Source organism: Bacillus sp. BP-3, from assembly GCF_028401955.1.
Taxonomy (GTDB): Bacteria; Bacillota; Bacilli; order Bacillales; family Bacillaceae_G; genus Bacillus_A.
Genome location: NZ_JAQOTJ010000004.1, coordinates 19831 through 44991, shown reverse-complemented (window position 1 = coordinate 44991; position 25161 = coordinate 19831). Strand labels below are relative to the sequence as shown.

Annotated in this window: 24 protein-coding genes; 21 read left to right on the top strand and 3 right to left on the bottom strand. The window is 35.1% G+C overall.

The genetic code is table 11. The annotated features are described in order from the left end of the window. Positions 1–7: 7 nt before the first annotated feature. The 9 genes from PLX19_RS07905 to PLX19_RS07865 all read left to right on the top strand — a co-directional run bounded on the left by PLX19_RS07905 (position 8) and on the right by PLX19_RS07865 (position 10294). Complete coding sequence (locus PLX19_RS07905; protein WP_272187982.1) at positions 8–1159, top strand: DegT/DnrJ/EryC1/StrS family aminotransferase; 1152 nt, start codon at positions 8–10, stop codon at positions 1157–1159. Positions 1160–1772: 613 nt separating this feature from the next. Beyond that, on the top strand, positions 1773–2114 hold the full coding sequence (locus PLX19_RS07900) for a helix-turn-helix domain-containing protein (protein WP_272187981.1): 342 nt from the start codon (positions 1773–1775) through the stop codon (positions 2112–2114). Between the two features lie 1158 nt (positions 2115–3272). Further along, positions 3273–5213, top strand: coding sequence for a lasso peptide isopeptide bond-forming cyclase (locus PLX19_RS07895; protein ID WP_272187980.1), 1941 nt, complete (start codon positions 3273–3275; stop codon positions 5211–5213). 14 nt (positions 5214–5227) lie between these two features. Beyond that, entirely contained in the window at positions 5228–5383 is a 156-nt protein-coding gene (locus PLX19_RS07890; RefSeq protein ID WP_139207593.1) for a paeninodin family lasso peptide, read from the top strand. 158 nt (positions 5384–5541) lie between these two features. Beyond that, positions 5542–6468, top strand: coding sequence for an HPr kinase/phosphorylase (locus PLX19_RS07885; protein WP_272187979.1), 927 nt, complete (start codon positions 5542–5544; stop codon positions 6466–6468). 3 nt (positions 6469–6471) lie between these two features. Beyond that, positions 6472–6777: a lasso peptide biosynthesis PqqD family chaperone gene (locus tag PLX19_RS07880; protein ID WP_272187978.1), complete on the top strand. Its 306-nt coding sequence runs from the start codon at positions 6472–6474 to the stop codon at positions 6775–6777. A 39-nt stretch (positions 6778–6816) separates the two neighbouring features. Beyond that, the gene (locus PLX19_RS07875; RefSeq protein WP_272187977.1) at positions 6817–7269 is read left to right on the top strand and encodes a lasso peptide biosynthesis B2 protein; all 453 of its coding nucleotides are present in this window, start codon (positions 6817–6819) and stop codon (positions 7267–7269) included. Positions 7270–7290: 21 nt separating this feature from the next. Then, on the top strand, positions 7291–8478 hold the full coding sequence (locus tag PLX19_RS07870) for a nucleotidyltransferase domain-containing protein (protein WP_272187976.1): 1188 nt from the start codon (positions 7291–7293) through the stop codon (positions 8476–8478). Positions 8479–8491: 13 nt separating this feature from the next. Continuing rightward, the gene (locus PLX19_RS07865; protein WP_272187975.1) at positions 8492–10294 is read left to right on the top strand and encodes an ABC transporter ATP-binding protein; all 1803 of its coding nucleotides are present in this window, start codon (positions 8492–8494) and stop codon (positions 10292–10294) included. A gap of 76 nt (positions 10295–10370) precedes the next feature. On the opposite strand, the gene PLX19_RS07860 is transcribed toward PLX19_RS07865, so the two are convergent. Further along, entirely contained in the window at positions 10371–11198 is an 828-nt protein-coding gene (locus PLX19_RS07860) for a peptidoglycan-N-acetylglucosamine deacetylase (RefSeq protein WP_272188341.1), read from the bottom strand. Positions 11199–11422: 224 nt separating this feature from the next. Between PLX19_RS07860 and PLX19_RS07855 the strand changes: the two genes are divergently transcribed. From PLX19_RS07855 to PLX19_RS07845, 3 genes are read left to right on the top strand one after another with little or no spacing between them, the layout of a single operon-like run. Next, positions 11423–11734 (top strand): PadR family transcriptional regulator, encoded by a 312-nt coding sequence (locus PLX19_RS07855; protein WP_272187974.1) that lies wholly within the window; start codon positions 11423–11425, stop codon positions 11732–11734. 3 nt (positions 11735–11737) lie between these two features. Further along, positions 11738–12283: a DUF1700 domain-containing protein gene (locus PLX19_RS07850; RefSeq protein ID WP_272187973.1), complete on the top strand. Its 546-nt coding sequence runs from the start codon at positions 11738–11740 to the stop codon at positions 12281–12283. Between the two features lie 5 nt (positions 12284–12288). After that, positions 12289–13107, top strand: a complete 819-nt coding sequence (locus tag PLX19_RS07845) for a DUF4097 family beta strand repeat-containing protein (protein WP_272187972.1) — start codon at positions 12289–12291, stop codon at positions 13105–13107. Positions 13108–13131: 24 nt separating this feature from the next. Here PLX19_RS07845 and lexA read toward each other — a convergent pair whose 3' ends face one another. Next, the gene (gene lexA / locus PLX19_RS07840) at positions 13132–13752 is read right to left on the bottom strand and encodes a transcriptional repressor LexA (protein WP_272187971.1); all 621 of its coding nucleotides are present in this window, start codon (positions 13750–13752) and stop codon (positions 13132–13134) included. A 141-nt stretch (positions 13753–13893) separates the two neighbouring features. Here lexA and PLX19_RS07835 point away from each other — a divergent pair, with 141 nt between their 5' ends. Both PLX19_RS07835 and PLX19_RS07830 read left to right on the top strand, forming a co-directional pair. After that, a complete protein-coding gene (locus PLX19_RS07835) occupies positions 13894–14550 on the top strand; it encodes a YneB family resolvase-like protein (RefSeq protein WP_272187970.1) in 657 nt (218 codons plus the stop codon). A 45-nt stretch (positions 14551–14595) separates the two neighbouring features. Continuing rightward, positions 14596–14835, top strand: coding sequence for a DUF896 domain-containing protein (locus PLX19_RS07830; protein WP_272187969.1), 240 nt, complete (start codon positions 14596–14598; stop codon positions 14833–14835). A gap of 45 nt (positions 14836–14880) precedes the next feature. Here PLX19_RS07830 and PLX19_RS07825 read toward each other — a convergent pair whose 3' ends face one another. Continuing rightward, positions 14881–16464: a bifunctional metallophosphatase/5'-nucleotidase gene (locus PLX19_RS07825; protein ID WP_272187968.1), complete on the bottom strand. Its 1584-nt coding sequence runs from the start codon at positions 16462–16464 to the stop codon at positions 14881–14883. A gap of 148 nt (positions 16465–16612) precedes the next feature. Here PLX19_RS07825 and PLX19_RS07820 point away from each other — a divergent pair, with 148 nt between their 5' ends. The 7 genes from PLX19_RS07820 to PLX19_RS07790 all read left to right on the top strand — a co-directional run bounded on the left by PLX19_RS07820 (position 16613) and on the right by PLX19_RS07790 (position 24855). After that, on the top strand, positions 16613–17347 hold the full coding sequence (locus tag PLX19_RS07820; RefSeq protein ID WP_272187967.1) for a MerR family transcriptional regulator: 735 nt from the start codon (positions 16613–16615) through the stop codon (positions 17345–17347). 136 nt (positions 17348–17483) lie between these two features. Continuing rightward, positions 17484–17960, top strand: a complete 477-nt coding sequence (locus tag PLX19_RS07815; RefSeq protein WP_272187966.1) for a coproporphyrinogen III oxidase — start codon at positions 17484–17486, stop codon at positions 17958–17960. A gap of 307 nt (positions 17961–18267) precedes the next feature. Then, positions 18268–20268, top strand: coding sequence for a transketolase (tkt, locus tag PLX19_RS07810; RefSeq protein WP_272187965.1), 2001 nt, complete (start codon positions 18268–18270; stop codon positions 20266–20268). 205 nt (positions 20269–20473) lie between these two features. Continuing rightward, positions 20474–20914, top strand: a complete 441-nt coding sequence (gene sirA, locus PLX19_RS07805; RefSeq protein ID WP_272187964.1) for a sporulation inhibitor of replication protein SirA — start codon at positions 20474–20476, stop codon at positions 20912–20914. A gap of 78 nt (positions 20915–20992) precedes the next feature. Then, a complete protein-coding gene (locus tag PLX19_RS07800) occupies positions 20993–21214 on the top strand; it encodes a YneF family protein (protein WP_251226635.1) in 222 nt (73 codons plus the stop codon). Between the two features lie 126 nt (positions 21215–21340). Then, entirely contained in the window at positions 21341–23092 is a 1752-nt protein-coding gene (locus PLX19_RS07795) for an ABC transporter transmembrane domain-containing protein (RefSeq protein WP_272187963.1), read from the top strand. Beyond that, positions 23092–24855, top strand: coding sequence for an ABC transporter ATP-binding protein (locus PLX19_RS07790; protein ID WP_272187961.1), 1764 nt, complete (start codon positions 23092–23094; stop codon positions 24853–24855). Before PLX19_RS07795 ends, PLX19_RS07790 begins: the two co-directional genes overlap by 1 nt. The last annotated feature ends 306 nt before the right edge of the window (positions 24856–25161 follow it).

Below are 25161 nucleotides of genomic sequence, written 5' to 3'. Positions count from 1 at the left end.
GATAAACATGGTAATAACACAGCAGAAAAAACGAATCTATCTCTCTACTCCGCATATGAGTGGCAATGAGCAAAAGTTTATACAAGATGCATTTGATACAAACTGGATTGCTCCTCTTGGTCCAAATGTAGACTCTTTTGAAAAAGAACTCGCATCATTTGTTGGAGCTAGAGATGCTGCAGCAGTTAGTTCTGGTACTGCAGCTATTCATTTAGCGCTTCGGTTATTAGGAGTTCAAAAAGGAGATAAAGTGTTTTGTTCAAGTCTTACTTTTATAGCAAGTGCTAATCCAATTGTTTACTTAGGGGCTGAACCAGTATTTATCGATTCAGAGCCAGAAACATGGAACATGTCGCCGCAGGCTTTAGAACGTGCGTTAATTGATGCTCATAAAAAAGACAAATTGCCAAAAGCTATTATCACTGTTAACTTATATGGACAGAGCGCGAAAATGGATGAGATATGTTCTTTATCAAATCAATATAATGTCCCTATAATTGAGGATGCAGCAGAATCTTTAGGTTCTACATACAAAGGAAAAGCTAGTGGTACATTTGGTAAATTTGGTATTTATTCATTTAATGGAAACAAAATTATTACAACTTCGGGTGGAGGAATGCTTATTTCTGATGACATTGAGGCATTAGAGAAAGCACGTTTCTTTGCAACCCAAGCAAGGGATGTAGCACCTCATTATCAGCATAGCGAGATAGGATATAATTATCGAATGAGTAATATATTAGCTGGTATCGGAAGAGCTCAATTAGAAGTGTTAGAAGATAGAGTGAAGGCTAGAAGATTAATATTTGAACGGTATTATCAAGAATTATCTAGTATACAAGGATTTTGCTTTATGCCTGAATTAGAAAATACTCATTCAAATCGTTGGCTCACAACTTTAACAATTGATGAAAAAGAAACAGGCCTATCTATTCAATCGTTATTGGAGGCTCTAGCCAAAGAGAATATTGAATCTCGTCCTGTGTGGAAGCCACTTCATATGCAACCTGTTTTTGAAGGAGTAGAATATTATTCTCATGGTGAAAATCACAATGTGTCTGAACAATTATTTAAAACAGGTATATGTCTTCCTTCTAGTTCAAACATGACAGAGACGGAACAACAAAAGGTTATTCAATGTATTAAAAGTGCTTTATAAAATTAAAGAGCCTTCTGAATGAGATGTGTAAATTCAGAAGGTTCTTTTTACTTGTAAGGAGCTTAAATACGAGAAAAAGTATATGAATCCATTTTTTTTTGTGATTTTTTCATTTTTTTGTAGAATTTTTCCTTTAATTGAATATCAAGGCAATCCCTATAGAGAATATAATTATAAGTATATATAGCTGTATGGAAATTATTCTTTGACTTTTTATATGCGCGTGTTAAAAGTGAAAACATAATGTTAAACCGAACCCCCCATTAAATTGTGTAGGTACAAAGAATGATATGTAACTCAATATCTATTTTGCATTACTTAAACTTGTTAACTCTAACTATTATGATTATACGATATTAAGGGAGATATATAAATACAAGTTGATAAATTTGCATAAAACTTTCAATAAGGGGGAGGAAGTATCTAACTATGCATAGAATGAGAGCCTATTTCTGTCACATGCGTAGTTAAAACGAGGGTGTAGGTTGCTCAGTTTTCCGCATCATCTGCATGTTAAAAAATCAAAATGGATTTCTATCGTATCCTGTATAGAGAAAAATAAGATGTAGAAAATAGAACTAAAGAACATTTATAAAGGGAGGGCTATAACCGGATGATTGGGAGAAATATTTATCAAATTCGAAAGAAAAAGGGGTTTACTTTATCTGAATTAGCGGAGAGAGCGGGAATTTCAAAATCCTATTTAAGTAATATTGAAAGAAGTATAAATCAGAATCCGTCTATACAAGTGTTAGAAAAGATAGCATTCGTATTAGAAGCAGACCTCAATATGTTACTCGAAGCGAAAACAAATACAGAAACAAAACAGCAGATTGAAAAAGAGTGGATTGATCTTGCTTATGAATTGAAAAAGGCAGGGATTAATAAAGAAAAGCTTGGGGATTACAAAATATTAATTGATTTTATTAAGTGGCAGAATTCAAGGGAGAGATAAGTAATAGAAAGTATGAAATGTGTTAAGTAGTTTATCTTCGGTTAGAAATTGTACATAAAAAGATTGATTTCTCTTCATTTTCTAATGTGCTCACTTAATAGAGAACTCAAGACTACTACCATGAAGTACACAAACTTGTTTTTGGCATACATCTGTTCTGTACAACATATTTTAAAATGTTAACAATAACATTTTAATTATCTTTTCACCTCCATCATTCAGATTAACTATAATATTTTTTATTTCATCTAGAATTGTAAGCGTTTTTACGAAACACAACACTAATACCCCACATCTTGAAGTTCGACAAAAAATAAAAAGTTATGCAAGAGATAAACTGCTGTAACATTTCTATATAGATATCATTAAGCTTCTGTTGAAAAAAGCTCATTGTATATTTATCACTCAAGACTGTAAAATAAGGAATTTATTTATGGTATTGGATCTATAATAAAAAATGAAAGAACTAAAGTTAAACTCCTGAATTTTTTGAGTAAACAAGCAAGTTCGTTGACATTCAAATTACAAAGAGGAAGAGGAAGAATATTCCTATGGCTATAAATACTTCAAATTATATAAAAAAATATTTACAAACTGAATATCATTATATAAAATAAAAGCAAGTTCGTTATACAGAACAGAGGTAAACTTAAATGTTTACTTTAAGGAAATATATTTATTTGAATAGTGAAATGTATAATCTTAATCCAGTGTAGATTCATAAGGCTGAGAAATGGATAAAATATACATTGGGAGCAGGGATTCTCTATAAAGAACTTTTTTAAAAAACTTTTAAAGCTGAAAATACGTAATATTATGTTGACATAATGAAATAAGAATGATATTTTATATCTTGTATTTGTTCTATTTATAGAACGGAATAGTGATATAAAAAATTATGTGTATACAATGATTCGTAGATTGTAGCTGTTATTTTTATCAAACAATATAGGATCGTTCTTTAAAAAGAATGAACAGAATTAATAGTATAGAGAGTTTTTTACATATTAGTGGTTATTTATCCTGTATTAACGATTAGTAACCCTTACCTTCAGATTCTGAAGAATTCAGAGAAAATAGGTAAAAAAAACCTCTTTGATAACCGTTTCACTTTATCTGATTGGATTTTACTTATTTGTTGCATAACGGGAGGGAAAAATGAGTGCTATAACTGGAATTTTACATTTTAACAATGAGTCTATACCGATTGAATATGGTATTAGATTAATGAAGGATTTGCAAAAGTATCCTGCTGATGATATTCAAATATGGCACAAAGAAAACGTTTTCCTCGGCTGTCACGCGCAATGGGTCACACCAGAGTCTGTTGGTGAACAATTACCTTTTTATGATAACGAAAGGAAATTGGCGATTACAGCAGATGCTATTATCGATAATCGTGAAGAGTTATTTGAGAGGTTGCAAGTCGATTATGCTGATAGGAAAAGGATAACAGATAGTCAGTTAATTTTGCTCTCCTATCAAAAATGGGGTGAAGAAAGCCCTAAATATTTAGTAGGCGATTTTGCCTTTATGATTTGGGATGAAAAAAACCAAAAATTATTTGGGGCAAGGGACTTTTCTGGGAGTCGAACGCTATATTATTATTGTAATCAACAGCAATTAGCTTTTTGTACGACAATACAACCATTGCTGTCATTACCTTATGTTCAAAAGCAATTAAATGAACAGTGGCTTGCCGAATACTTGGCTATATGTGGAATGGTTGATGTAGCCGATACCACTATAACGCCTTATAAAAATATAGAACAAGTACCACCATCTCATAGCATTATAGTAGTTGGGAATAAAGTAACGCTTTCGAGATATTGTACATTAGTTCCAGAAAGAAAGCTTCGCTTAAAGTCAAATGAAGAATATGTAGAAGCATTTCAAGAAATTTTTCAAGAGGCTGTTACATCTCGAGTACGAACTCACCGACAAGTTGGAGCACAGCTAAGCGGAGGATTAGATTCGGGTGCTATTGCGAGCTTTGCTGCCAAGGTTTTACGTGAAGAAAACAAACCATTACATACATTTAGCTACATACCATCAAATGATTTTGAGGATTTTACACCTAAACATCTAATGCCGGATGAGCGACCGCTTATTAAAGAAACGGTACGATATGTAGGAGGTATAGAAGACAATTATTTAGATTTTAAGGGAAGGGATCCATTTTCTGAAATAACGGATTTCCTTGGAATAATGGAGATGCCATATAAATTCTTTGAGAATTCTTTTTGGATGAAAGGAATGTTTGAGGAAGGGTACAAGGAAGACGTTGGAGTTCTTTTAAATGGTGGAAGAGGAAATCTATCTATATCATGGGGATCAGCTCTGGATTATTATGCTCTTCTTTTAAAAAGGCTAAAGTGGATTCGCTTAGCTCAAGAATTGCATCAATATAGTAACAATGTAGGTGGAGCTCGGTTGCGGAGGTTACCATTCATTGCGAGGTTGGCATTTCCGTCTATTGATCGAGCGTTCTCATCAGGTACGCCGTATATATTTCCGATGGTAATTAATCCGGATTTTGCAAAAAAGATGGATGTGTTTAATAAACTTAGGGAATATGGAATTGATGAAACGGGATGGTTTTCTGCAGCGAACATATATGAACAAAGAAAAAGTCACTTTGAAGAGTTGTTTCACTGGAATGCAAGTAATACAGTGGCAACAAAATTATCATTGCACTACTCATTGTGGAAACGTGATCCAAGTAATGACATACGTGTGATTCGTTATTGTTTATCTGTACCAGAAGAGCAATATGTACAGAAAGGTATGGATCGCGCTTTGATTCGTAGATCTACCGAAAAGTATTTACCTGATAAAGTGCGATTAAATCAACACATTCGAGGTGTACAAGGAGCAGATTGGGTTCATCGAATGAGTCCGCACTGGAATATGTTTATAGAAGAATTAGAGCGAATGAGTACAGACCAAAAAGCTTTAGAATTTTTAGATGGTGAAGTAATAAAGCGAGCGCTTCTAAAAGCTAAAGAGGGGCCTCTTTTAGAACGTGCAATCGATCCTGATTATAAGATTTTAATGCGTAGCTTAATTGTTTATCGATTTATTCAACAATTTACTTGAAAGGAGGTGAGAATATGAAAAAGGAATGGCAACAACCTGTATTAGAAGTACTTGATGTTAACATGACAATGGCGTCAACAGTTTATGGTCCATATACTGATGAAGCGTATAACCCTGGTCACCCTGTTGATCCAAAAGATCCTAATACTTGGAATCGCTTTACTAGCTGAGTAAGGAGTAGCATATACAATTTATCTTACTGAATGTATATCTATGAAACTATGTAAAATGTTCTTATTTTTAAGTTCGTATATGCTAAAAAGACCTTTATACTTTTTTATTGTATAAAGGTCTTTCATTTAACCATGGATATATTGGAGTGAAAATAATGCTAGAAACTGAAAAAAAGGTTATGTATAAAGCCTTTGATTTCAAAATTTCAAGTGAGATTCCTTTGCCGGAATTACAACGAATAAATGAACAACAGGTTTCAATAGACATTGAAATTCAAATTGATAATATATTAAGTTTTTCATCTGAGTTAGTAGATACACCATTTAAACATGTTGTTAAAGATGATCAAGTGATGTTTTATGTGCCTGATGTGGGCTTTTTTTCGGCACAATCGGGAAAAAGGATAGCAGTTTGCCCGCTCGATGGTGCGGATGATAGTTTGGTCAGGCTCTATATTCTTGGAACATGTATGGGTGTAATATTGATGCAAAAGAAAATACTTCCTTTGCATGGCAGTGCTGTAGTAATTGATGGGAAAGCATATGCTTTTGTAGGTGAGTCAGGTGCTGGAAAGTCGACGTTAGCTTCAGCGTTTATGAAGAGAGGATATAAACTTTTAAGTGATGATGTAATACCTGTATCTCTTTCTAATGATAATGTTCCTATCGTAACACCATCATATCCGCAGCAAAAGTTATGGCAAGAGAGTCTTGATAATTTTGGTATGGATAAAAGTCAATATAAATCAATATATGGTAGAGAAAATAAATACAGTGTTCCAGTTTCTTCTCATTACTTTCCTAAACCAGTGCCACTTGCGGGTGTATTTGAACTAGTGAAGACAGAGAATGAAATAGTTCAAATACAACAAATTGAAAAACTTGAACGTTTACATACCATTTTCCGTCAAACTTATCGTAATTTTCTTATTCCGCGTTTAGGGTTAATGGACTGGCACTTTCACATCTCTACAAACATTGTAAATAAGCTTGCTGTTTATCGATTATGTCGACCGTTGTCTGGGTTTAGTGCTCCGCAACTAGTTGACCTAGTAATAAACACTGTAAATAAAGGAGAATGAGTGATGTCGAAAAAACAGGATACTTTATTAAATCAATTTGTTGCACAAGTCCCAGGGAATATAGTAAGTGATATGGATGGGGAAAAAGTAATGTTAAGTATTTCTAATGGGAAATATTACAATCTAGGTGCAGTAGGTGGAACGATTTGGGCACTTATAGAGAAACCAATATCGGTTACCGAAGTGGTTACTGAATTAATGAAAGAATATGAGATTGATCAGTCTACATGTGAAAAGCAAGTTATTTCTTTTTTGAAACTCTTGTTAGATGAGGATTTGATTGAAATCGTAGCAGGGGCAGCCGAGTAATCTAGCATTTTATCCTAGATAAGAAGTAGGGAAGTATGTATGAATATTATAAAAAAGATACGAACGTTTCTTTCACTAGATATGAAAACAATACTTTTATTTATAGAGGCTTATATTTATTTGGGATGGGCTCGTATTCTTAAAGGTAGGCCATTCTCTAAGATTGCTCCTACATTAGGTGTTCCTATGAATGAAACATCTTTAAGTTATAATGAGTCTAATAAATTTGTATTGAGAGATATTTCCGAAGCGATACATATTATGAGCCGTCATACCTTTTGGGAAAGTAAGTGTCTTGTAAGGGCTATAGCTGGAATGAAAATGCTAGAGAGACGACAAATGGAGAGTACACTATATTTAGGAACTGCGAAGGATGAGAACGGAAATATGATTGCTCATGCATGGTTGCGTAGCGGTCCTTTTTATATTACTGGAGCAGAAGAAATGAAGAGGTTCACTGTAGTTAATAAATTTGCTAGAAAAATTGGTTGAAAAATCTTGAAGGAGAATATCATGCATAATAGTTGTGAGCTTGATTTAAAATGTGTGCCTAAGGAGCTCAAATTGCAGCTGGAAATTATGAAAAGAGAAACTGCTGCAGAGCTACAAGAAATCGATAAGGCTTGGTTTGCAAACATTGATTGGGATAAATTTCTCGAATTAACGATTCATCACCGTGTGTATTCGTTCATTTATCCAAAGATGAAAGAATTGGATGGAAATTTGGTTCCTGTACATGTCATACAAACTTTACATCAATATTTTAAGATGAATACATTTCAAATGCTTCATTTAAGTGCAGAAATGGAACATATGAGTAAATTGTTTGCTCAAAACGAAATTCGTCTCCTTGTTTTAAAAGGTCCTGTACTTGCTGATGATCTTTATGGTGATATTTCTCTACGTACTTCGAGTGATTTGGATGTTCTCATTCCTTTACATAATCTTGATAGAGCGGAAGAACTTTTATTAAACCTTGGCTATGTTAAAGATGATTATATTGAGAGCGTTTTAAACGACTGGAAATGGAGACATCATCATGTAACATATATTCATCCTCAGAAGAACATTAAGATCGAAATTCATTGGAGATTAAATCCTGGTCCAGGAAAGGAACCACATTTTGAGGAACTATGGAATCGAAAGAGAATAAGTTCTCTTACTAGTACCCCTGTTTACATTTTAGGTAGAGAGGATCTATTTTTATTTCTAGTTTCTCATGGTGCACGCCATGGTTGGTCAAGGTTGCGTTGGTTAGTAGACATTAATCAAATTGTAAAGCAACAACTTGATTGGGAAAAAACTATTAAGTTATTGAAGAAAAATTATTACTTCCATATAGGTGGTCAAGCATTGTTTTTAACTTCGCAGTTACTAAAAACTCCATTAATTGAAGAAGTGGAACCATTGTTATTTGGAAACCGTCCGAAGACGTTAGCGCAGGAAGCAGTATTTTATTTGGAAAGAATGGTCAACTTACATACAGATCCAGTTCCAGATGATGTAGCAATGTACCATAGTCGTCACTTATTTTCATTAATGTCTTATCAGCAAAAGTTTTTATATACGATGAGTTGCCTTTATCCCTATCCAATTGATGCTGAAACATTGCCGTTACCTAAGCAACTTCATATGTTGTATTTTCCTTTACGTCCTATTTTATGCATCTGGAGAAAAGTAAGAAAGCACGAATTATCATGAGGAGGACAAAATAGTGGAACATCTCTTATATTTTGCAAAGAAGTTACATTCTTTTTCTGGGAAAATATTGTATATAAATCTATTAGGGATGGCTTTAGTCAGTCTTTTGGAGGGAATAGGAATTCTTTTATTAATTCCTATGATAAGTATCAGCGGAGTTGTAAAGGTAAGTAATGGTTCAACTCCAGTTCCAGAGATGTTTAAATTTCTGCACAATATTCCTGAAACAATAAGTTTGTTGCTTATTTTAGGCATTTATATCTTTTTGGTAATAGCTCAGTCCCTCCTACAGCAAAATCTTACCCTTCGCAATACAAAAATTCTTATGAATTTTACAAACCATATAAGATTAGAAATTTATCGTGCTTTATTACAGGCGAATTGGAGTTTTTTTGTGAAAAAGAGAAAGTCTGATCTTATCAATGCGATGACTGAAGAATTAGGACGCGTTATAAATGGAACAAACTTATTTTTTCAGATGTTAACTGCTCTTATTTTTACACTAATACAACTTGGAATCGCCTTATGGTTATCTGTAAAGATAACAGTTTTTGTACTATTCGCTGGTTTAGTACTTGCCTATTTTTCTAGACACTTTATAAAAAAATCAAGAGTGCTAGGAAATCAAACATCTGAGATAGCTAAAAGTTATCTTGGGGGTATAACAGACCATTTTAATGGAGTTAAAGATATTAAAAGTAATATGTTGGAAGAATCTAGATATACATGGTTGCACAATTGGTGCCAAAAGATAGAGCGAGAGCAACTGGCATTTATGAAATTAAAAAATAGCTCACAACTTTTTTATAAAGTTACATCGTCTATTCTAATTGCATCTCTTGTTTTTACATCTGTAAAACTATTCCAAGCTCAGCCGGGACAATTAATATTAATTATCCTTATTTTTTCTAGGCTATGGCCGCGATTTACAAGTATTCAGTCTAATTTAGAGCAACTTGCTGCAAGTGTTCCTGCTTTTAAGTCTTTAGTCGAATTGCAGGAAGACTGTAACAAAGCCGCGGAGCTGCAGGATATAGAACGACAATATAAAAATGTAAAGCCACTGTCTATAGAACAAGGGATTGAATGTCAAAATATTAATTTTCGCTACAATTCGAAGGAATCCTTATATGCTCTTCAAAATATTAATTTCCAGATACCTTCCAACTGCATGACAGCTATTGTCGGTCGTTCGGGAGCTGGAAAAAGTACCTTAATTGATATTTTAATGGGACTCATGCAACCAGAAAAAGGACAAGTATTAATAGATGGCACTCCGCTTACAAGTGATAATTTATTGTCATTAAGAAAATCTATTAGCTATGTTCCACAGGATCCATTTTTATTTAATGCAAGTATAAGAGAAAATTTGCTAATGATTGAACCGGATGCAAGTGAAGAACAAATTTGGGAGGCGCTGGAGTTTTCAGCAGCAGCTGAATTTGTAAAAAGGCTTCCGCAAGGGCTTGATACATTCATTGGAGATCGTGGAGTTAGACTTTCTGGAGGGGAACGGCAACGACTTGTGCTAGCGCGTGCTATTTTACGAAAACCTTCGATTCTCGTTTTAGATGAGGCTACTAGTGCCCTAGATACGGAAAATGAAGCGAAAATTCAAGCTGCGCTAGAAAGATTAAAGGGAAAGATGACCATTATCGTTATTGCCCACCGTTTATCAACGATACGTAATGCCGACCAGGTGATTGTATTAGATAAGGGAGAAATCGTTCAAAAAGGAGCCTTTATCCAATTGGCGAAAGAAGAAAGAGGTATGTTTAGTAAGTTGCTAGGAAATCAGGTAGAAGTTAGCGTCTAGAGATAGTAGTTATTTGGAAACCTGCTGGCGGGATTTTCATCAGTGGGGAATGCTCCCCGCTGATGAAAATTTCACTTTATAGTCTTTGCTTTGTAGTATTAAACATTTTTGGAAGAGTTACGAACCGTGCTCCATTAGATGTGAGATCAGGAATAAACCGGTCAAGAGCGTCTACGGAACCTTGTAATTTCCCCCCTGGTGCAGTGTGTTGTAAGAGGATACTTCCAGGAAAAGTATTCCCTAATACTTTGTTAGTAATTTCCTGGGAATTTAAGCCTTTCCAATCTAATGTATCTACACTCCATTGAATAATCATAAAGTTCTGTTCAGTAGCCCATTTCATTTGATTTTCATTTATAATCCCGTAAGGAGGACGAAAGAATTTAGGGGAGTATCCAGTTAGCTTTTGTAATATTTTTTCTGTTTTTAACATCTGTTCATGATATTGCTTATCATCTATTTTATTTAAATTAGGATGATTATAAGTATGATTTCCTACGATATGTCCTTCATTAACGATGCGTTTTACAACTTCGGGATATCTTTCAGCATTTTCTCCTAATAGAAAAAAAGTCGCCTTTACACCATGTTTTTTCAATTTATTTAATACTTGAGGCGTGTAAACGGGATCTGGACCATCATCGAATGTGAGAGCGACTTCGGCCTTGTTATAAGGTCCTGCAAACGCATATGCATATTTTTCTACCCATGAAAAAGGAGTCCATGAGCTCCTAACTGTCTGACTTTTTTGTAATATAGGAACGGTCTCCACGTAATGTAAAGGATAAAATCTATTTTGAACAAGAGGATAAAAATTTTTAAAAGAGGAAGTGGTACATGGAATATTGTAATAAGGACCATATTGACAAGGCACTACGATTTGAGTTGGGTAAAAATCGTACATCATTAAAATCCCTCCATAAAAAAGATAACAATCTCTTTAAAACTTTTATATGTTAATAATTGCGGTTTGATTAGGAAAGAATGGAGAAGTCTTCGATGAGGGAAAATTTGTTTTGTTTTGGAAAAAACCGGAACAGTACCTTGTAATATTCAATACTAAATGATATATTATTAATAATAAGGTACCTTGCATTGAATAGTACTAGATGGAGAGGAGTATTGCTTTTGAATGTTCAATTTAAAAAAGGGGTATTGGAGCTTTGTGTTCTTGCGCTTGTAAAGAAACGAGATTGCTATGGCTATGAATTAGTTCAGCAAATTTCAAATAAATTTTTAATATCAGAAGGATCAGTGTATCCTTTGCTACGTCGTTTAACGAAAGAAGGGTACTTTCAGACGTATTTGAAGGAATCATCGGAAGGACCTCCGCGTAAATATTATCAGTTAACAAATCAAGGCACAGAGCAGCTTTATGCACTTGTGACAGAGTGGCGTGATTTTGCAAGAGGCGTACAAGAAATTATTGAAGAGGTGTAGAGAATGACTAAAGAGGAATTTTTTCAAGAATTATCAGAACACCTTAGAAAACTACCAGAAGAAGAACGAAACGATATTTTATATGATTACAGAGAACATTTTCAATTTGGAATAGAAGAAGGGAAAACCGAAGAAGAAATTATAAAAGCACTTGGTTCTCCTAAGACAATTGCGAAGGAAACGTTAGCGTCTCATCGTATAGAGCAGGTGAAGCATAATCCAACTTTTTCTAACGTAGCAAGAGCAATTGTAGCAATTATTGGACTTAGTTTTTTAAATTTGGTTATTGTGTTAGGTCCGTTAGTAGCAATCGGGAGTCTTATTTTAACGCTTTGGTCAGTTAGTGCTGTATTTGTTTTCTCACCGCTACTTCTGTTAGCGAAAATTGTTTTCGCTCAAATTTTTATTTTATCGGATGTATTTGCCTCTATTATACTCTTCGGTGTTGGTTTACTTTTAGGGATTGCTGCGTATTATTGTACGATTTGGTTTAAAAGGTTTTTTGTTAAGTACGCCAATTGGAATTTAAAAGTAATTAAAGGAGAGTAGATAAGATGAGAAAAATTGTGCTGCTAGCAATTATTTGTATTGCGATTGGAGGAATCGGTTTATTTTTTACAAGTTCAGCCTTTTTTATAAAAACTGCGAATGGAACAGCAGAAACAAAGAAATTGGAACAGAAACAATTTAAAAATGAGCAAATTAAAAACATTCATGTTGACATAGATGTTGGAGATGTTGTGATTGAAAAAGGTAAGACTGATTTATTTGCAATTCGGTATAGTGGCAATCAGGAAAAGCGAAAATTAGACGTAAATGAAAACGGTGAAGTGCTACAAGTGGAAGTGAAAACGAACAAGAAACATATATTTGACTTTTCTTTTTTATCATTTGATTTGAAAGATGAAAGCTTAACGGTTATTGTGCCTGAACGCATATATAATAAAATTGAAGCAGAGACAGCAGCAGGAACGATTCATGTGCAAAATATTCAAGGTGAAGATATATCTGTGCATTCAGCAGCGGGCGATGTGGAAATGAAGGAAATGAAAGCGCAAAATGTAAATGTGTCATCTAGCGCGGGAAAAGTTGTTCTTCATAAAGTAGAAGGGAAAGTGCGTGCAGATGCGGCAGCAGGAAGTGTAGAGATAACGCAGCATAATCCAGAGTATAGTGTTGAGGCGGAGTCGGCAGCAGGAGATGTCAAAATTCAGTTGCAGGGAATGCCGAAAGATGCTGTTGTGAAGGGTTCTTCTAATGCAGGAAAAGTACAAATTTTCGGGAAGGAAAATAAAGAAATTACTTTAGGTAACGGAAAGGTGCAGATTAAGGGGGAAACAGCAGCGGGTTCTGTAAAAATTGTGGCGAATTAAAAACAGACCAAATTTGGTCTGTTTTTAATGTAAATGACGATAGACACCAATTACTTTTCCAATAACAGAAACGTTATCTAAAATAATAGGTTCTAAAGAAGAGTTTTCAGGCTGTAAGCGGAAATGATCTTTTTCTTTGTAAAAACGTTTTACCGTAGCTTCGTTGTCTTCTGTTAAAGCGACAACGATTTCACCATTGTATGCAGATTGTTGCTGGCGAACAACAACTAAGTCTCCATCAAAAATTCCCGCTTCAATCATACTGTCTCCAGAAATGCGCAACATAAATACTTGATCTGAACCCGAAACGAGATTCGCCGGAAGTGGAAAATGTTCTTCTACACTTTCAACTGCTGTAATTGGTAAACCAGCTGTAACTTTTCCGACAATCGGTACGTGAACGACTGGTTGCGTATCTGCTTGGATAGTGTCGTCTCCTAAAATTTCAATCGCTCTCGGTTTTGTGGGATCGCGGCGAATGTATCCTTTTTCCTCTAAGCGAGATAAATGTCCGTGCACAGTAGAGCTAGAAGCAAGGCCGACTGCTTGACCGATTTCACGTACGGAAGGTGGATAACCTTTTTCTTGAACTTTTTGTTTAATGAAGTCGAGAATGTCTTGTTGCCGTTTCGTTAACTTCTCCATGTTTTTCACACCTCGTTTTCTATAAATTTTCTTGTTTTTATTATAACATGCAAGAAAACATTCTACAAACGTAAGTTCGAACGAAAGCGGGATTTATGGTACACTATGATGTAAGAAGTGAGATAGAGAAGAGGGTATGAAATGAATGCGATTATTTATGCACGTGTAAGCACAACGAAAGAAGCGCAGGAAACATCATTAGTACGCCAAAAAGATGAATTATTGCATTTAGCTAAGCTGTATGAAATGAACGTTGTTAAAGTAGTAGAAGAGAAAGCGAGCGGATATAGCATAGAACGAGATGGTATTTTGGAAGTGTTAGATACCATTCGTGATGAACATGTTGATGTGCTCCTTATTCAAGATGAAACGCGTCTTGGAAGAGGAAATGCGAAAATCGCTTTAATGCATTGTTTGAATAAAGAAAGGATTAAAGTATATACACATGCACATAATGGCGAATTACAGCTTTCTGATTCAGATTCAATGGTGCTTGATATTATTGGTATAGTAGAAGAATACCAGAGAAAGATTCATAATTTAAAGATTAAACGAGGAATGAAACGAGCTGTAGAAAATGGATTTCGGCCCGAAAAAAACTTAAAGAATCGACATTTAAGCACAGGTCGTGAGAAAAAAGAGGTACCTATTGAAGAGATTGTTCGTCTGCGCCGTAATGAGTTAACATTTGAAGAAATTGCAGCAACGCTCCGTGGTTTTGGTCATAATGTATCAAAAGCTACGGTACATCGCCGATATGTAGAGTATACGAAGCAATTGCTTGATAAACAAGAGTAACTGTTGTATGATAATAATCAGTTTTTAGTAGAAAGGGGATTCGAGATGCTAAGTCACGAACTCATTGAACGCATTAATTTCTTAGCGAAAAAAGCAAAAACAGAAGGTTTAACGGAAGAAGAGCAACGTGAGCGTCAATCGCTCCGTGAACAATATTTAAAAGGTTTTCGTCAAAATATGTTAAACGAATTGAAAGCAATCAAAGTCGTTAACGAAGAAGGTAAAGACGTTACGCCGAAGAAGTTAAAAGAATTAAAAAAACAAGATAAAGCAAAGTTAAATTAAAAGATGGGCGCAGCCCATCTTTTTTTAGTTTGATAGGAAAATTTGTTATTTAACAACTTTCCAATTATGATTAATTGTCGCTTTGATTGTTTTTCGTTCTAGTATGTAATTGGCAATGAGCTCAGACATATCAATTGATATATCTTTTATAATGGGCTTATTTTGAAACATAACATAATTTCCGCCGCCGCTTGCACGATAATTGTTCATGACAACGTCATACTCTTGATGCAAGTTAATAGGAGCCCCTTCATATTGCAAGGAAACAACTTTTTCCCCAACTGGTTTTGAAATGTTTAATATGTATGAAATTCCTTCCCACATATCGTAATTATAATGCTGTGTTTTTGGTTCGATATATGCAGGGTTTACAATGATATTTCCATCTGTATCTAACGAGAAATATTCAGCAGTTAGCTCAAGTGCTTCTTTTATATCTTTTCCTGTAACACGAACAACTTTTAATGTATTTGGATAAATATAATTCGAAACAATATCTCTCATTGTAATGTGGTTGGGAAAGCCGGATGATTCATTATGAAACAGACTAGTACAAGAAATATTGACTTCTGCTGCATCCATCTGTACTTTATTTATAAATTCGATAAAGGCGCAATCTTGTAAACGAGATTGCATCGCATCGTGAATCAACATATCACCAGTAATAGTGCCGATTGGCTTATCTAACCATTCTTGTGTTTGTTGCTCATATATTGATACAAGTGAAAGTACTGTCTCATCTGCTGGAATGCCTTCGGTAGGCAATAATTCAGAATGACATTCTTTAATAATCCACTGATTTTGATTCTTTTTTAAAGTGACGTGGACTTTCCCTAATGAACGACCGTTGGACCCAGTTTGTAGAACTGGTACACCATTTACTTTTGTATGAGCAATATAGCGATGTTGATGTCCAGTTAATAATATATCAATTCCTCCAATTTCTTGGCACATTGCATATCCTTGATTTTCCCCTGTTATAATCTCTGTTGGTTCTCCCGTTTGTAAATCACATTCAAAACCGCCGTGGTAGGCTACAATGAGTAAATCCGGTTGCTCTTGTTTTTGAATATACAAAACCCACCGCTTTGTTGTTTCGAGTGCATTTTCGAATATTACATCTTTTATATGCTGCGGCTGTTCCCAATTTGGAATGTAATGTGTTGTTACTCCTAAAACAGCAATTTTTATATTTGGATGTATATGTTTAATTATATATGGCTTTCCAAAGTACGGTTTCCTTGTTTGCTTATTAATAATATTAGCGGCTAGATAGGGCATATTTGCATGAGCAACAGCTTTGTTTAATAGGTTCATCCCATAGTTAAATTCGTGATTTCCAATAATCGCTGCATCATAACCGATATGATTGGCGATAATCGACATTGGATTTTCTTCATGCTGCATGTATTTGGAGTAGTAATAAGTAAACGGAGTTCCTTGTATGAAATCACCGTTATCAATAACGAGTACATGTTCATTTTGAGCGCGTTCCTGTGCAATGCGCGTTGCAACCTTTGCTAGTCCAAGTTCTCCCTTTTCGTTATTTTGATAGTGAATTGGGTAAACTGCACCATGAATGTCACTCGTTAATAAAATAGCTACATTTACAATGGTATTTTGATTCAATGTTATCACCCTTCTTTTATAAAACCCTTACACAGGTAATTTTGAAGTAAACATATGTGCAACTGCGGATTTAGAATTTTTTTATCCTTTCGTGTTGACTCTCACGCTACGTTATACTTTATTGTATGTACTAAGGGAGGGCAAAACAATGATAATGAGAGTGAAAGAAGTAGCAGATTTAGTCGGTATTAGTGTGCGCACACTGCATCATTATGATGAAATTGGGTTATTAACCCCGGAGGAGACGACTGAATCAGGTTATCGCCTTTATTCCGATGATAATCTGGAGACATTGCAGCAAATTCTATTTTTTAAAGAACTTGGCTTTCCTTTAAAGAAAATTAAAGACATTATCAATAATCCTTCATTTGATCGACAAGAGGCGCTTGTTTTACATCGTAAAATGTTGCTTGAGAAGCGTTCTAGATTAGATAAAGTGATTGCGACGATTGATAAGACGATTCAACACTCGAAGGGAGAAATTCAAATGACAAACAAAGAAAAATTTGAGGGCTTTGATTTTAGTCAAAATCCATATGAGCAAGAAGCACGTGGAAGATGGGGAAATGAAGCGGTCGACAAGGCTAATAAAACAGCAAGCAGTATGACGAAAGAGAAACAGGAAGAATATAATGCAATTTATAGGAAGCTTGCGGCACTTCGTGATGGTTCACCTGAATCAGAACAGGCTCAAGAAGCAATTCAAGAATGGTATACCTACTTGCAGAATTTTGGTCATTACTCATTGGATGCGTTTAAAGGTTTAGGACAAATGTATGTCGATGATGAACGATTTACAAAAAATATTGACCAGTTCGGGGAAGGATTAGCAAAGTTTATGCGTGATGCGATGGCAGTGTATGCAGATCGTAGTAAGAAGTAAAATGTATTTAAGGGTCCTATTCTTCAAATTGGGAGTAGGGCTTTTTTATTGTTATTAATACTTAAACAAAATAATGTATACTAAACAATCAGAGACGAAAGGAGATATTATTCAATAAGAAGAGAGGGGGAATGTTATGGCTTTGCAACATGAATTTATATTTGTTTCAAAAGAAAAAGGAGAGTTGAGAACTGAAGACTTTTCTTGGAATGATAGAGAATTTTCTTATAAAGATGGTACAGCCGTTGAAGAGTACGTCATCTTAAGTGATGAGTTTATTTTATATATAATGGATTTTTTGTGTTGGCTTCCAACTTATAACCCTTCTCGAGGAGAAAATGGGTTTGGAATTAACTATTATGGTATTACAAAAATTGAGAAGGAGGGAGCAGAAACAGCGGAAAATCTTTTTCGTTCATTGATGAGTTTATTTTCGGTCGCACCAGAAACGATAGAACTTACGGGGGCATTTCAATGGACAGATGATACGGATGGAGACTATGAAAAGATGTTTTTTGACCGTGATATTCTTTGTGCACAATTACAATCTTTAGTCAAGTTATTTCATAAAGTGAAAAGTGAAGAAGGATACATTTTACATTTTGGAATTTAACAAGGGGAAATATTTGTATCATTTCAGATAAAATGTTAAAAGATAATGAGGAATTCAAAATAAATATTGATCAATGACAAGAAATACAGAATCTACAGGTATGAGAAAAGCTTTGGGATAAGAGTATAAAAATCCCAATAGTATAGCAAATTGAAACCCTATACATTGTGGAAAATAGTACGTTTTTTTGAACAAATACGAAAAAACATCAACATATTTGTCGATACATGTTGTATAATCTTGCAAGGAAAGATATCATATAAATGTGTAAAACGTTTACTTTAATATAAGCGAAGGGAAGAATAGCATGACACATTCAATCGAACAACTTTCTATCAACACGATTCGCACATTATCCATTGATGCGATTGAAAAATCAAACTCTGGTCATCCAGGAATGCCAATGGGTGCAGCTCCAATGGCGTATACATTATGGACGAAATTTATGAAACATAATCCAAAAAACCCAACGTGGTTTAACCGTGATCGTTTCGTATTATCTGCAGGTCATGGTTCAATGTTACTATATAGCTTACTGCATTTAGCTGGTTATGACGTAACAATGGATGATTTAAAGAATTTCCGTCAATGGGGAAGTAAAACACCAGGTCACCCTGAGTTCGGTCACACACCAGGTGTAGACGCAACAACAGGTCCACTTGGACAAGGTATTGCAACAGCTGTAGGTATGGCGATGGCTGAAAGACATTTAGCAGCAAAATACAATCGTGATGAGTATAATCTTGTTAATCACAATACATATGCAATTTGCGGTGACGGAGACTTAATGGAAGGCGTTTCTGCTGAAGCATCTTCATTAGCAGCTCATTTAGGATTAGGTCGTCTAGTTGTGCTATATGATTCTAATGATATTTCATTAGATGGCGATTTAAATCGTTCTTTCTCTGAAAGTGTAGAAGATCGTTATAAAGCATACGGCTGGCAAGTAATCCGTGTTGAAGATGGAAACGATATCGAGGCAATTGCGAAAGCGCTTGAAGAAGCAAAAGCTGACGAAAAACGTCCAACATTAATCGAAGTAAGAACAACAATCGGATTTGGTTCACCAAACAAATCTGGAAAATCAGCTTCACATGGTTCTCCGCTTGGCGCAGAAGAAACGAAGTTAACAAAAGAAACATATGCTTGGGCATTTGAGCAAGACTTCCATGTACCAGAAGAAGTGTATGAAAACTTCCGTAAAACAGTACAAGATGTTGGTGAATCAGCACAAGCTGAGTGGGATAAAATGCTTGATGATTATGCGAAAGCATACCCAGAATTAGCAACTGAACTGCAAGCAGCAATGAACGGTCTTCTTCCAGAAGGTTGGGATAAGAACTTACCAACATACGAAATCGGTTCAAAAACAGCAACTCGTTCATCTTCTGGACAAATTATTAATGCAATTGCTGAATCTGTACCGTCATTCTTTGGTGGATCTGCTGACCTTGCTGGTTCTAACAAAACATATATGAACAAAGAAAAAGACTTCACAAGAGAAGACTATAGCGGTAAAAATATTTGGTACGGTGTGCGTGAATTTGCAATGGGTGCAGCAATGAACGGTATCGCACTTCACGGCGGTTTAAAAACTTACGGTGGTACGTTCTTCGTATTCTCTGATTACTTACGTCCAGCAATTCGTCTTGCTGCGTTAATGCAACTGCCAGTAACATATGTGTTCACGCATGATAGCATCGCAGTTGGGGAAGATGGACCAACGCATGAGCCAATCGAACAGCTTGCAGCGCTTCGTGCAATGCCAAATGTGGATGTTCTTCGTCCAGCTGATGGTAACGAATCTGTTGCAGCTTGGAAACTTGCGTTAGAATCTACAAAAACACCGACTGCATTAATCTTAACTCGTCAAGATCTTCCAACATTAGAAGGTGCAAAAGACGATACGTATGAAAAAGTTGCAAAAGGTGCATATGTAATTTCTTCAAGTAAGAAAGAAACTGCTGACGTAATCTTACTTGCAGCTGGATCTGAAGTAAGCTTAGCAATTGAAGCGCAAGCAGCATTAGCTAAAGATGGTATTGATGCATCTGTTGTTAGCATGCCGTCTATGGATCGCTATGAAGCGCAATCAGCTGAATATAAAGAATCTGTATTACCAAAAGCAGTAACGAAACGTTTCGCGATTGAAATGGGTGCTAGTTTCGGATGGCATCGTTACGTTGGTCTTGAAGGAGATGTATTAGGTATCGATACATTCGGTGCTTCTGCTCCTGGTGAAAAGATTATGGAAGAATACGGATTCACTGTAGAAAACGTTGTTCGCAAAGTAAAAGAAATGCTATAATGATTTTAGAAAAATCTCTCCGGCATGGAGGGATTTTTCTATGTAAAAGAAAATATCTGTTATTTTTGAGGTAGTAAAACTTTATTGATGGAAGTTCGCTTTATTCGACAGAAAAAGTTTTTTCTTTCTCCGCAGTCAGACAATCATTGCATTTTTATTTCTATATAATGAAGGGAATAAAGTTGTCCAATGCGGGAGGGAAAGTATGAGAACGTATGAACTATACTTAATTCGAGAAGATATTACGAAGGCGTATTTCGGTCGGGAGTTTTTATTATTTGATTTGTTTGCTCGTTTTGCACAGTCTCGTTCCCTTTCAGAAAAGAAAGTGTTGTATAAACAAATGAAGTATATAACGTTGCCTTTACAAGTAATGAAATTACATCATAAAATGGAACAAGCGCTGCGAACATATGAGAAATACGAAAGAAATGGATATATGCACATGGTGTCTAATGAAAATGTGTACGGGGAAGTGCGTATTAAACCACAGTATATCCGGATGCATACTTCTGAAAATGTTGAGTTAGAAACGGTTATTTTTGAAGTACTTAGAAAATGTGAATTGACATTTCTTGCGATGGATTATAAGAGTAAACAGTATGGATGGCTAAATCCTCTCAAACAAGCGCGTACTTATATATAAAAAATGTCGAATACAATCTTGTCTTATTGAAAAGGTTTTAGTACACTGTAAGGTAGACAACATGAAGGAGGAAAATATATGTCGATTTGGGTAGGTGTGCTAGTGGGCGTATTAGCACTAGTAGCAGGCGTAGCGTTAGGATTTTTCATCGCACGCAAATATATGATGAACTATTTACAAAAAAATCCACCAATTAATGAACAAATGTTAAAAATGATGATGATGCAAATGGGACAAAAACCATCCCAAAAGAAAATCAATCAAATGATGAGCGCAATGAACAAGCAACAACTGAAATAAGCGCTAGAAAGGGCACTCCTGTTGGAGTGTCCTTTCATTTTGCTTCCTTTAAATATTTTAAACTTTAAAAAATTCTGTAATTTTGATAAACTGAAAACATCGCTCATTTGGGATAGGAGGTATAAAATGAAAGTTTTTTTAGACTTAGCATGGTTTTTTAAACAAGAAAAGCGAGCGTACATAATGGGGAGTTTTTTATTGTTAGGCGTTGCTCTTCTTGAACTCGTACCACCTAAAATAATCGGGATCATTGTTGATGAAATTAGCAATCATTCTTTAACGACTCAGAAGTTATTACAATGGGCCATAATTTTAGTTGGTGCCGGGGGAATGGTGTATATTTTGCGTTATGCATGGCGAATGATGATTTTTGGCTCTTCTTTAAAGTTAGCTCGTCAATTACGTCGAAAACTGTATGAGCACTTTACGAATATGAGTCCAGCCTTTTATCAAAAACACCGGACTGGTGATTTAATGGCCCACGCAACGAATGATATTCAAGCGGTACAGCAAACAGCAGGTTCTGGAGTGTTAACGCTTGTAGATTCGTTAACAGTTGGCGGATGTGTTCTTTTTGCGATGGGATTTACAATTAGTTGGAAATTGACATTGCTCAGTTTAATTCCAATGCCAATTGTAGCAATCACGACAAATTATTATGGAACTTTATTACATCGTCGCTTTCATAAAGCGCAGCAGGCTTTCTCAGAAATCAATGATAAAGTTCAAGAAAGTATGAGTGGAATGAAGGTAATTCGTTCACTTGGTCAAGAAAAAGAAGATTTGCAATCATTTCGTAATAAATCGGAAGAAGTGGTACAGAAAAATATTCTCGTTGCCCGCATTGATTCATTATTTGATCCAACAATTTCTTTAATTGTAGGTTTTTCTTTTTTAATTGCAGTATGTTACGGTTCTGTATTAGTTGTTCGCGGAGAGCTTACGATAGGAGAACTTATAACATTTACTACTTATTTAGGTACGCTCGTATGGCCAATGTTAGCGTTTGGCTGGCTATTTAATATTATGGAGCGTGGCCGTGCGTCTTATGATCGCATTCAAAATTTATTTATGCAAGTGTCTGATGTGGTGAATAGAGAAGGGGCAAGTGAAGAAGTAGCAAGTGGTGACATCGAGTTTGATATTGATACATTCTCGTATAAGAAAAATGAAGTAATAAATTTACAAGACATTCATTTTTCTTTACGAAAAGGAGAAACTTTAGGAATTGTAGGACGTACGGGAGCTGGAAAAACGACATTATTAAAATGCTTAATTCGAGAATATGATCATTTTGACGGGAATATACGAGTTGGGGGAAATGATATTCGAGATTTGACACTACACGCTATTCGTTCCTCCATTTCGTATGTACCACAGGATCATTTCTTATTTTCTGCAAGCATTGGTGAAAATATTGCATTTGGAAAACCTAGTGCTACATATAAAAATATTGCACATGCTGCTACTATAGCGTGTATTCATGAGGATATTACTAAATTTTCAGAAGGATATGAAACAGTGGTTGGTGAACGCGGCGTTTCTTTATCTGGTGGTCAAAAGCAGCGTATTTCAATTGCGCGTGCATTATTAACAAATGCAGAAATTTTAATTTTAGATGACTGCTTATCTGCAGTAGATGCAAAGACAGAAGAAACGATTTTGACATCATTAAAACGTGAGCGTCAAAATAAAACGACTATTATTACAGCTCATCGCTTAAGTGCGATTCAACATGCAAATTTAATACTTGTTATTGATGATGGAAAGATTGTGCAGCGTGGTACGCACGAAAGCTTAATGCAACAGGTTGGTTGGTATAAAGACATGTATGAAAGTCAGCAATTAGAGGCACTAGTTGAGAAAGGAGGAGTATAATGCAGGAGAAAAAACAAAGTGATTTATGGCGTCTATTATCATATTTAAAGCCTTATAAAAAACTGCTCGCTTTTGCATTTTTATTTTTAGTTGGTGCAACTATTGCGGAAATGATCGGGCCTTTTTTAATTAAGGTATTTATCGATGAGCACTTAGTCCCGAAAAATTTTGAGCAAAATGCATTAGTAACGTTATTTATTGCTTATATTGTTTTTCATTTATTAAAGGTGTTGTTTACATATTTTAATTTATTGTATTTCCAGAATATCGCCTTCAAAATTGTGCAAGATTTGCGTATAGAAGTATATGAACATGTACAAAGTTTATCGCTGAGCTTCTTTGATCGTACGCCGATTGGAACACTTGTTTCGCGAATAACAAACGATACAGAAGCAATTAAAGATTTCTTTGTAAGTGTACTATCTACCTTTGTAAAGAATATTGTATTTTTAATTGGTATTTTAATATCTATGTTTTTATTAGATGTGAAACTTGCACTGTTTTCATTACTTCTTATTCCAATTATGATTACAATCATGGTTCTTTATCGTCGGAAAAGTTCAGTTTTTTATTTAGAACTTCGCAATCAATTAAGTATTTTAAATGCAAAATTGAATGAATCGATTCAAGGTATGAACATGATTCAAGTATTCAGACAAGAGAAACGAATGCGTAAAGAATTTGAAGAAGTGAATGAAAAACATTATGGAGCGGGGCGTCGTAATTTGAAATTAGACGCTTTGTTATTACGCCCAGCAACCGATCTTGTTCATACTTTGGCAATTGTATTGGTGGTCACGTTGTTTGGGATTGATGCAATGAATAGCCCTGTTGAAGTGGGGGTATTATATGCCTTTGTAAACTACATTCACCGTTTCTTTGAACCGGTAAATGAAGTGATGATGAAATTGTCTTTTTTTCAGCAAGCACTTGTATCTTCATCACGTGTGTTTCATTTAATAGATGAAAAGGATTTAGCGCCAGTACAACAAGGGAATGGAACGCCTTCAATGACCGAAGGAGAAATTGAGTTTAAAAATGTTACCTTTTCTTATGATGGAAAACGTAATGTGCTAAAAAATGTATCTTTCCATGTAAAACCTGGGCAAAATGTTGCTTTTGTTGGGCATACAGGTAGTGGGAAAAGTACAATTATGAACCTATTGATGCGTTTTTATCACATTAATGGAGGGGAAATTATAATTGATGGAGCGCGGTTAGAGAACTTTCAAGAAAAGGAAATAAGGAAACGTATTGGTCTTGTATTACAAGATGCTTTCTTATTTGCTGGAACAGTGAAGCAAAACATTCGTATGTATGATGAAAGTATTACAGATCAAGAAGTGGAAGAAGCTGCAAAATTTGTGCAGGCAAATGCATTTATTGAACAGCTACCAAATCAATATGATACAGAAGTAGTTGAGAGAGGAGCGGCGTTTTCAAGTGGTCAAAGACAACTTGTAGCGTTTGCAAGAACTGTTGCAACAAATCCGAAAGTATTAGTGTTAGATGAAGCGACGGCAAATATTGATACAGAAACAGAAGAAGCGATTCAAACAGCATTGCAGCATATGCGAAAAGGGAGAACAACAATCGCAATTGCACATCGCTTATCTACAATTCAAGATGCGGATCAAATCTTTGTAATGCACGACGGACAAATTGTAGAAAGAGGAACACATCAAGAATTACTGACCCAACAAGGGTTATATTACAATATGTATTTGTTGCAGAATAAAGGAAACCTTCAGAAAGCTTTGTGAGAAGAAGGTTTTGAAGACTTTTCTTAAAAAATCGTATAAATAAGCTGACTGTATATATCTATTTTAATTTTTTGATATAAAAGTCACTGCTATGTAGAATACAACATGAACTGCACCCGGCTTCTTTTTTGGTTTTAAATCGTATGTGACAGGAAAAGGTCCAGATCGCTTCTATGCACGGCCAAATGCTCTGGTATCCCCATTAAAAACAGAGAGGTTTATTAATCTTAGGAATAAAAGATTAATATGTATTACATATTAATTATATATGTAATACATATTTCCGATATGAAGAAGATTACTATA

Coding starts and splice junctions, on each gene's coding strand:
- PLX19_RS07900 (WP_272187981.1), top strand. CDS start 1,773: ATGATTGGGAGAAATATTTATCAAATTCGAAAGAAAAAGGGGTTTACT.
- PLX19_RS07820 (WP_272187967.1), top strand. CDS start 16,613: ATGATAATGAGAGTGAAAGAAGTAGCAGATTTAGTCGGTATTAGTGTG.
- PLX19_RS07800 (WP_251226635.1), top strand. CDS start 20,993: ATGTCGATTTGGGTAGGTGTGCTAGTGGGCGTATTAGCACTAGTAGCA.
- PLX19_RS07830 (WP_272187969.1), top strand. CDS start 14,596: ATGCTAAGTCACGAACTCATTGAACGCATTAATTTCTTAGCGAAAAAA.
- lexA (WP_272187971.1), bottom strand. CDS start 13,752: ATGGAGAAGTTAACGAAACGGCAACAAGACATTCTCGACTTCATTAAA.
- PLX19_RS07870 (WP_272187976.1), top strand. CDS start 7,291: ATGCATAATAGTTGTGAGCTTGATTTAAAATGTGTGCCTAAGGAGCTC.
- PLX19_RS07885 (WP_272187979.1), top strand. CDS start 5,542: ATGCTAGAAACTGAAAAAAAGGTTATGTATAAAGCCTTTGATTTCAAA.
- PLX19_RS07895 (WP_272187980.1), top strand. CDS start 3,273: ATGAGTGCTATAACTGGAATTTTACATTTTAACAATGAGTCTATACCG.
- sirA (WP_272187964.1), top strand. CDS start 20,474: ATGAGAACGTATGAACTATACTTAATTCGAGAAGATATTACGAAGGCG.
- tkt (WP_272187965.1), top strand. CDS start 18,268: ATGACACATTCAATCGAACAACTTTCTATCAACACGATTCGCACATTA.
- PLX19_RS07890 (WP_139207593.1), top strand. CDS start 5,228: ATGAAAAAGGAATGGCAACAACCTGTATTAGAAGTACTTGATGTTAAC.
- PLX19_RS07850 (WP_272187973.1), top strand. CDS start 11,738: ATGACTAAAGAGGAATTTTTTCAAGAATTATCAGAACACCTTAGAAAA.
- PLX19_RS07880 (WP_272187978.1), top strand. CDS start 6,472: ATGTCGAAAAAACAGGATACTTTATTAAATCAATTTGTTGCACAAGTC.
- PLX19_RS07860 (WP_272188341.1), bottom strand. CDS start 11,198: ATGTACGATTTTTACCCAACTCAAATCGTAGTGCCTTGTCAATATGGT.
- PLX19_RS07845 (WP_272187972.1), top strand. CDS start 12,289: ATGAGAAAAATTGTGCTGCTAGCAATTATTTGTATTGCGATTGGAGGA.
- PLX19_RS07795 (WP_272187963.1), top strand. CDS start 21,341: ATGAAAGTTTTTTTAGACTTAGCATGGTTTTTTAAACAAGAAAAGCGA.
- PLX19_RS07905 (WP_272187982.1), top strand. CDS start 8: ATGGTAATAACACAGCAGAAAAAACGAATCTATCTCTCTACTCCGCAT.
- PLX19_RS07835 (WP_272187970.1), top strand. CDS start 13,894: ATGAATGCGATTATTTATGCACGTGTAAGCACAACGAAAGAAGCGCAG.
- PLX19_RS07790 (WP_272187961.1), top strand. CDS start 23,092: ATGCAGGAGAAAAAACAAAGTGATTTATGGCGTCTATTATCATATTTA.
- PLX19_RS07815 (WP_272187966.1), top strand. CDS start 17,484: ATGGCTTTGCAACATGAATTTATATTTGTTTCAAAAGAAAAAGGAGAG.
- PLX19_RS07875 (WP_272187977.1), top strand. CDS start 6,817: ATGAATATTATAAAAAAGATACGAACGTTTCTTTCACTAGATATGAAA.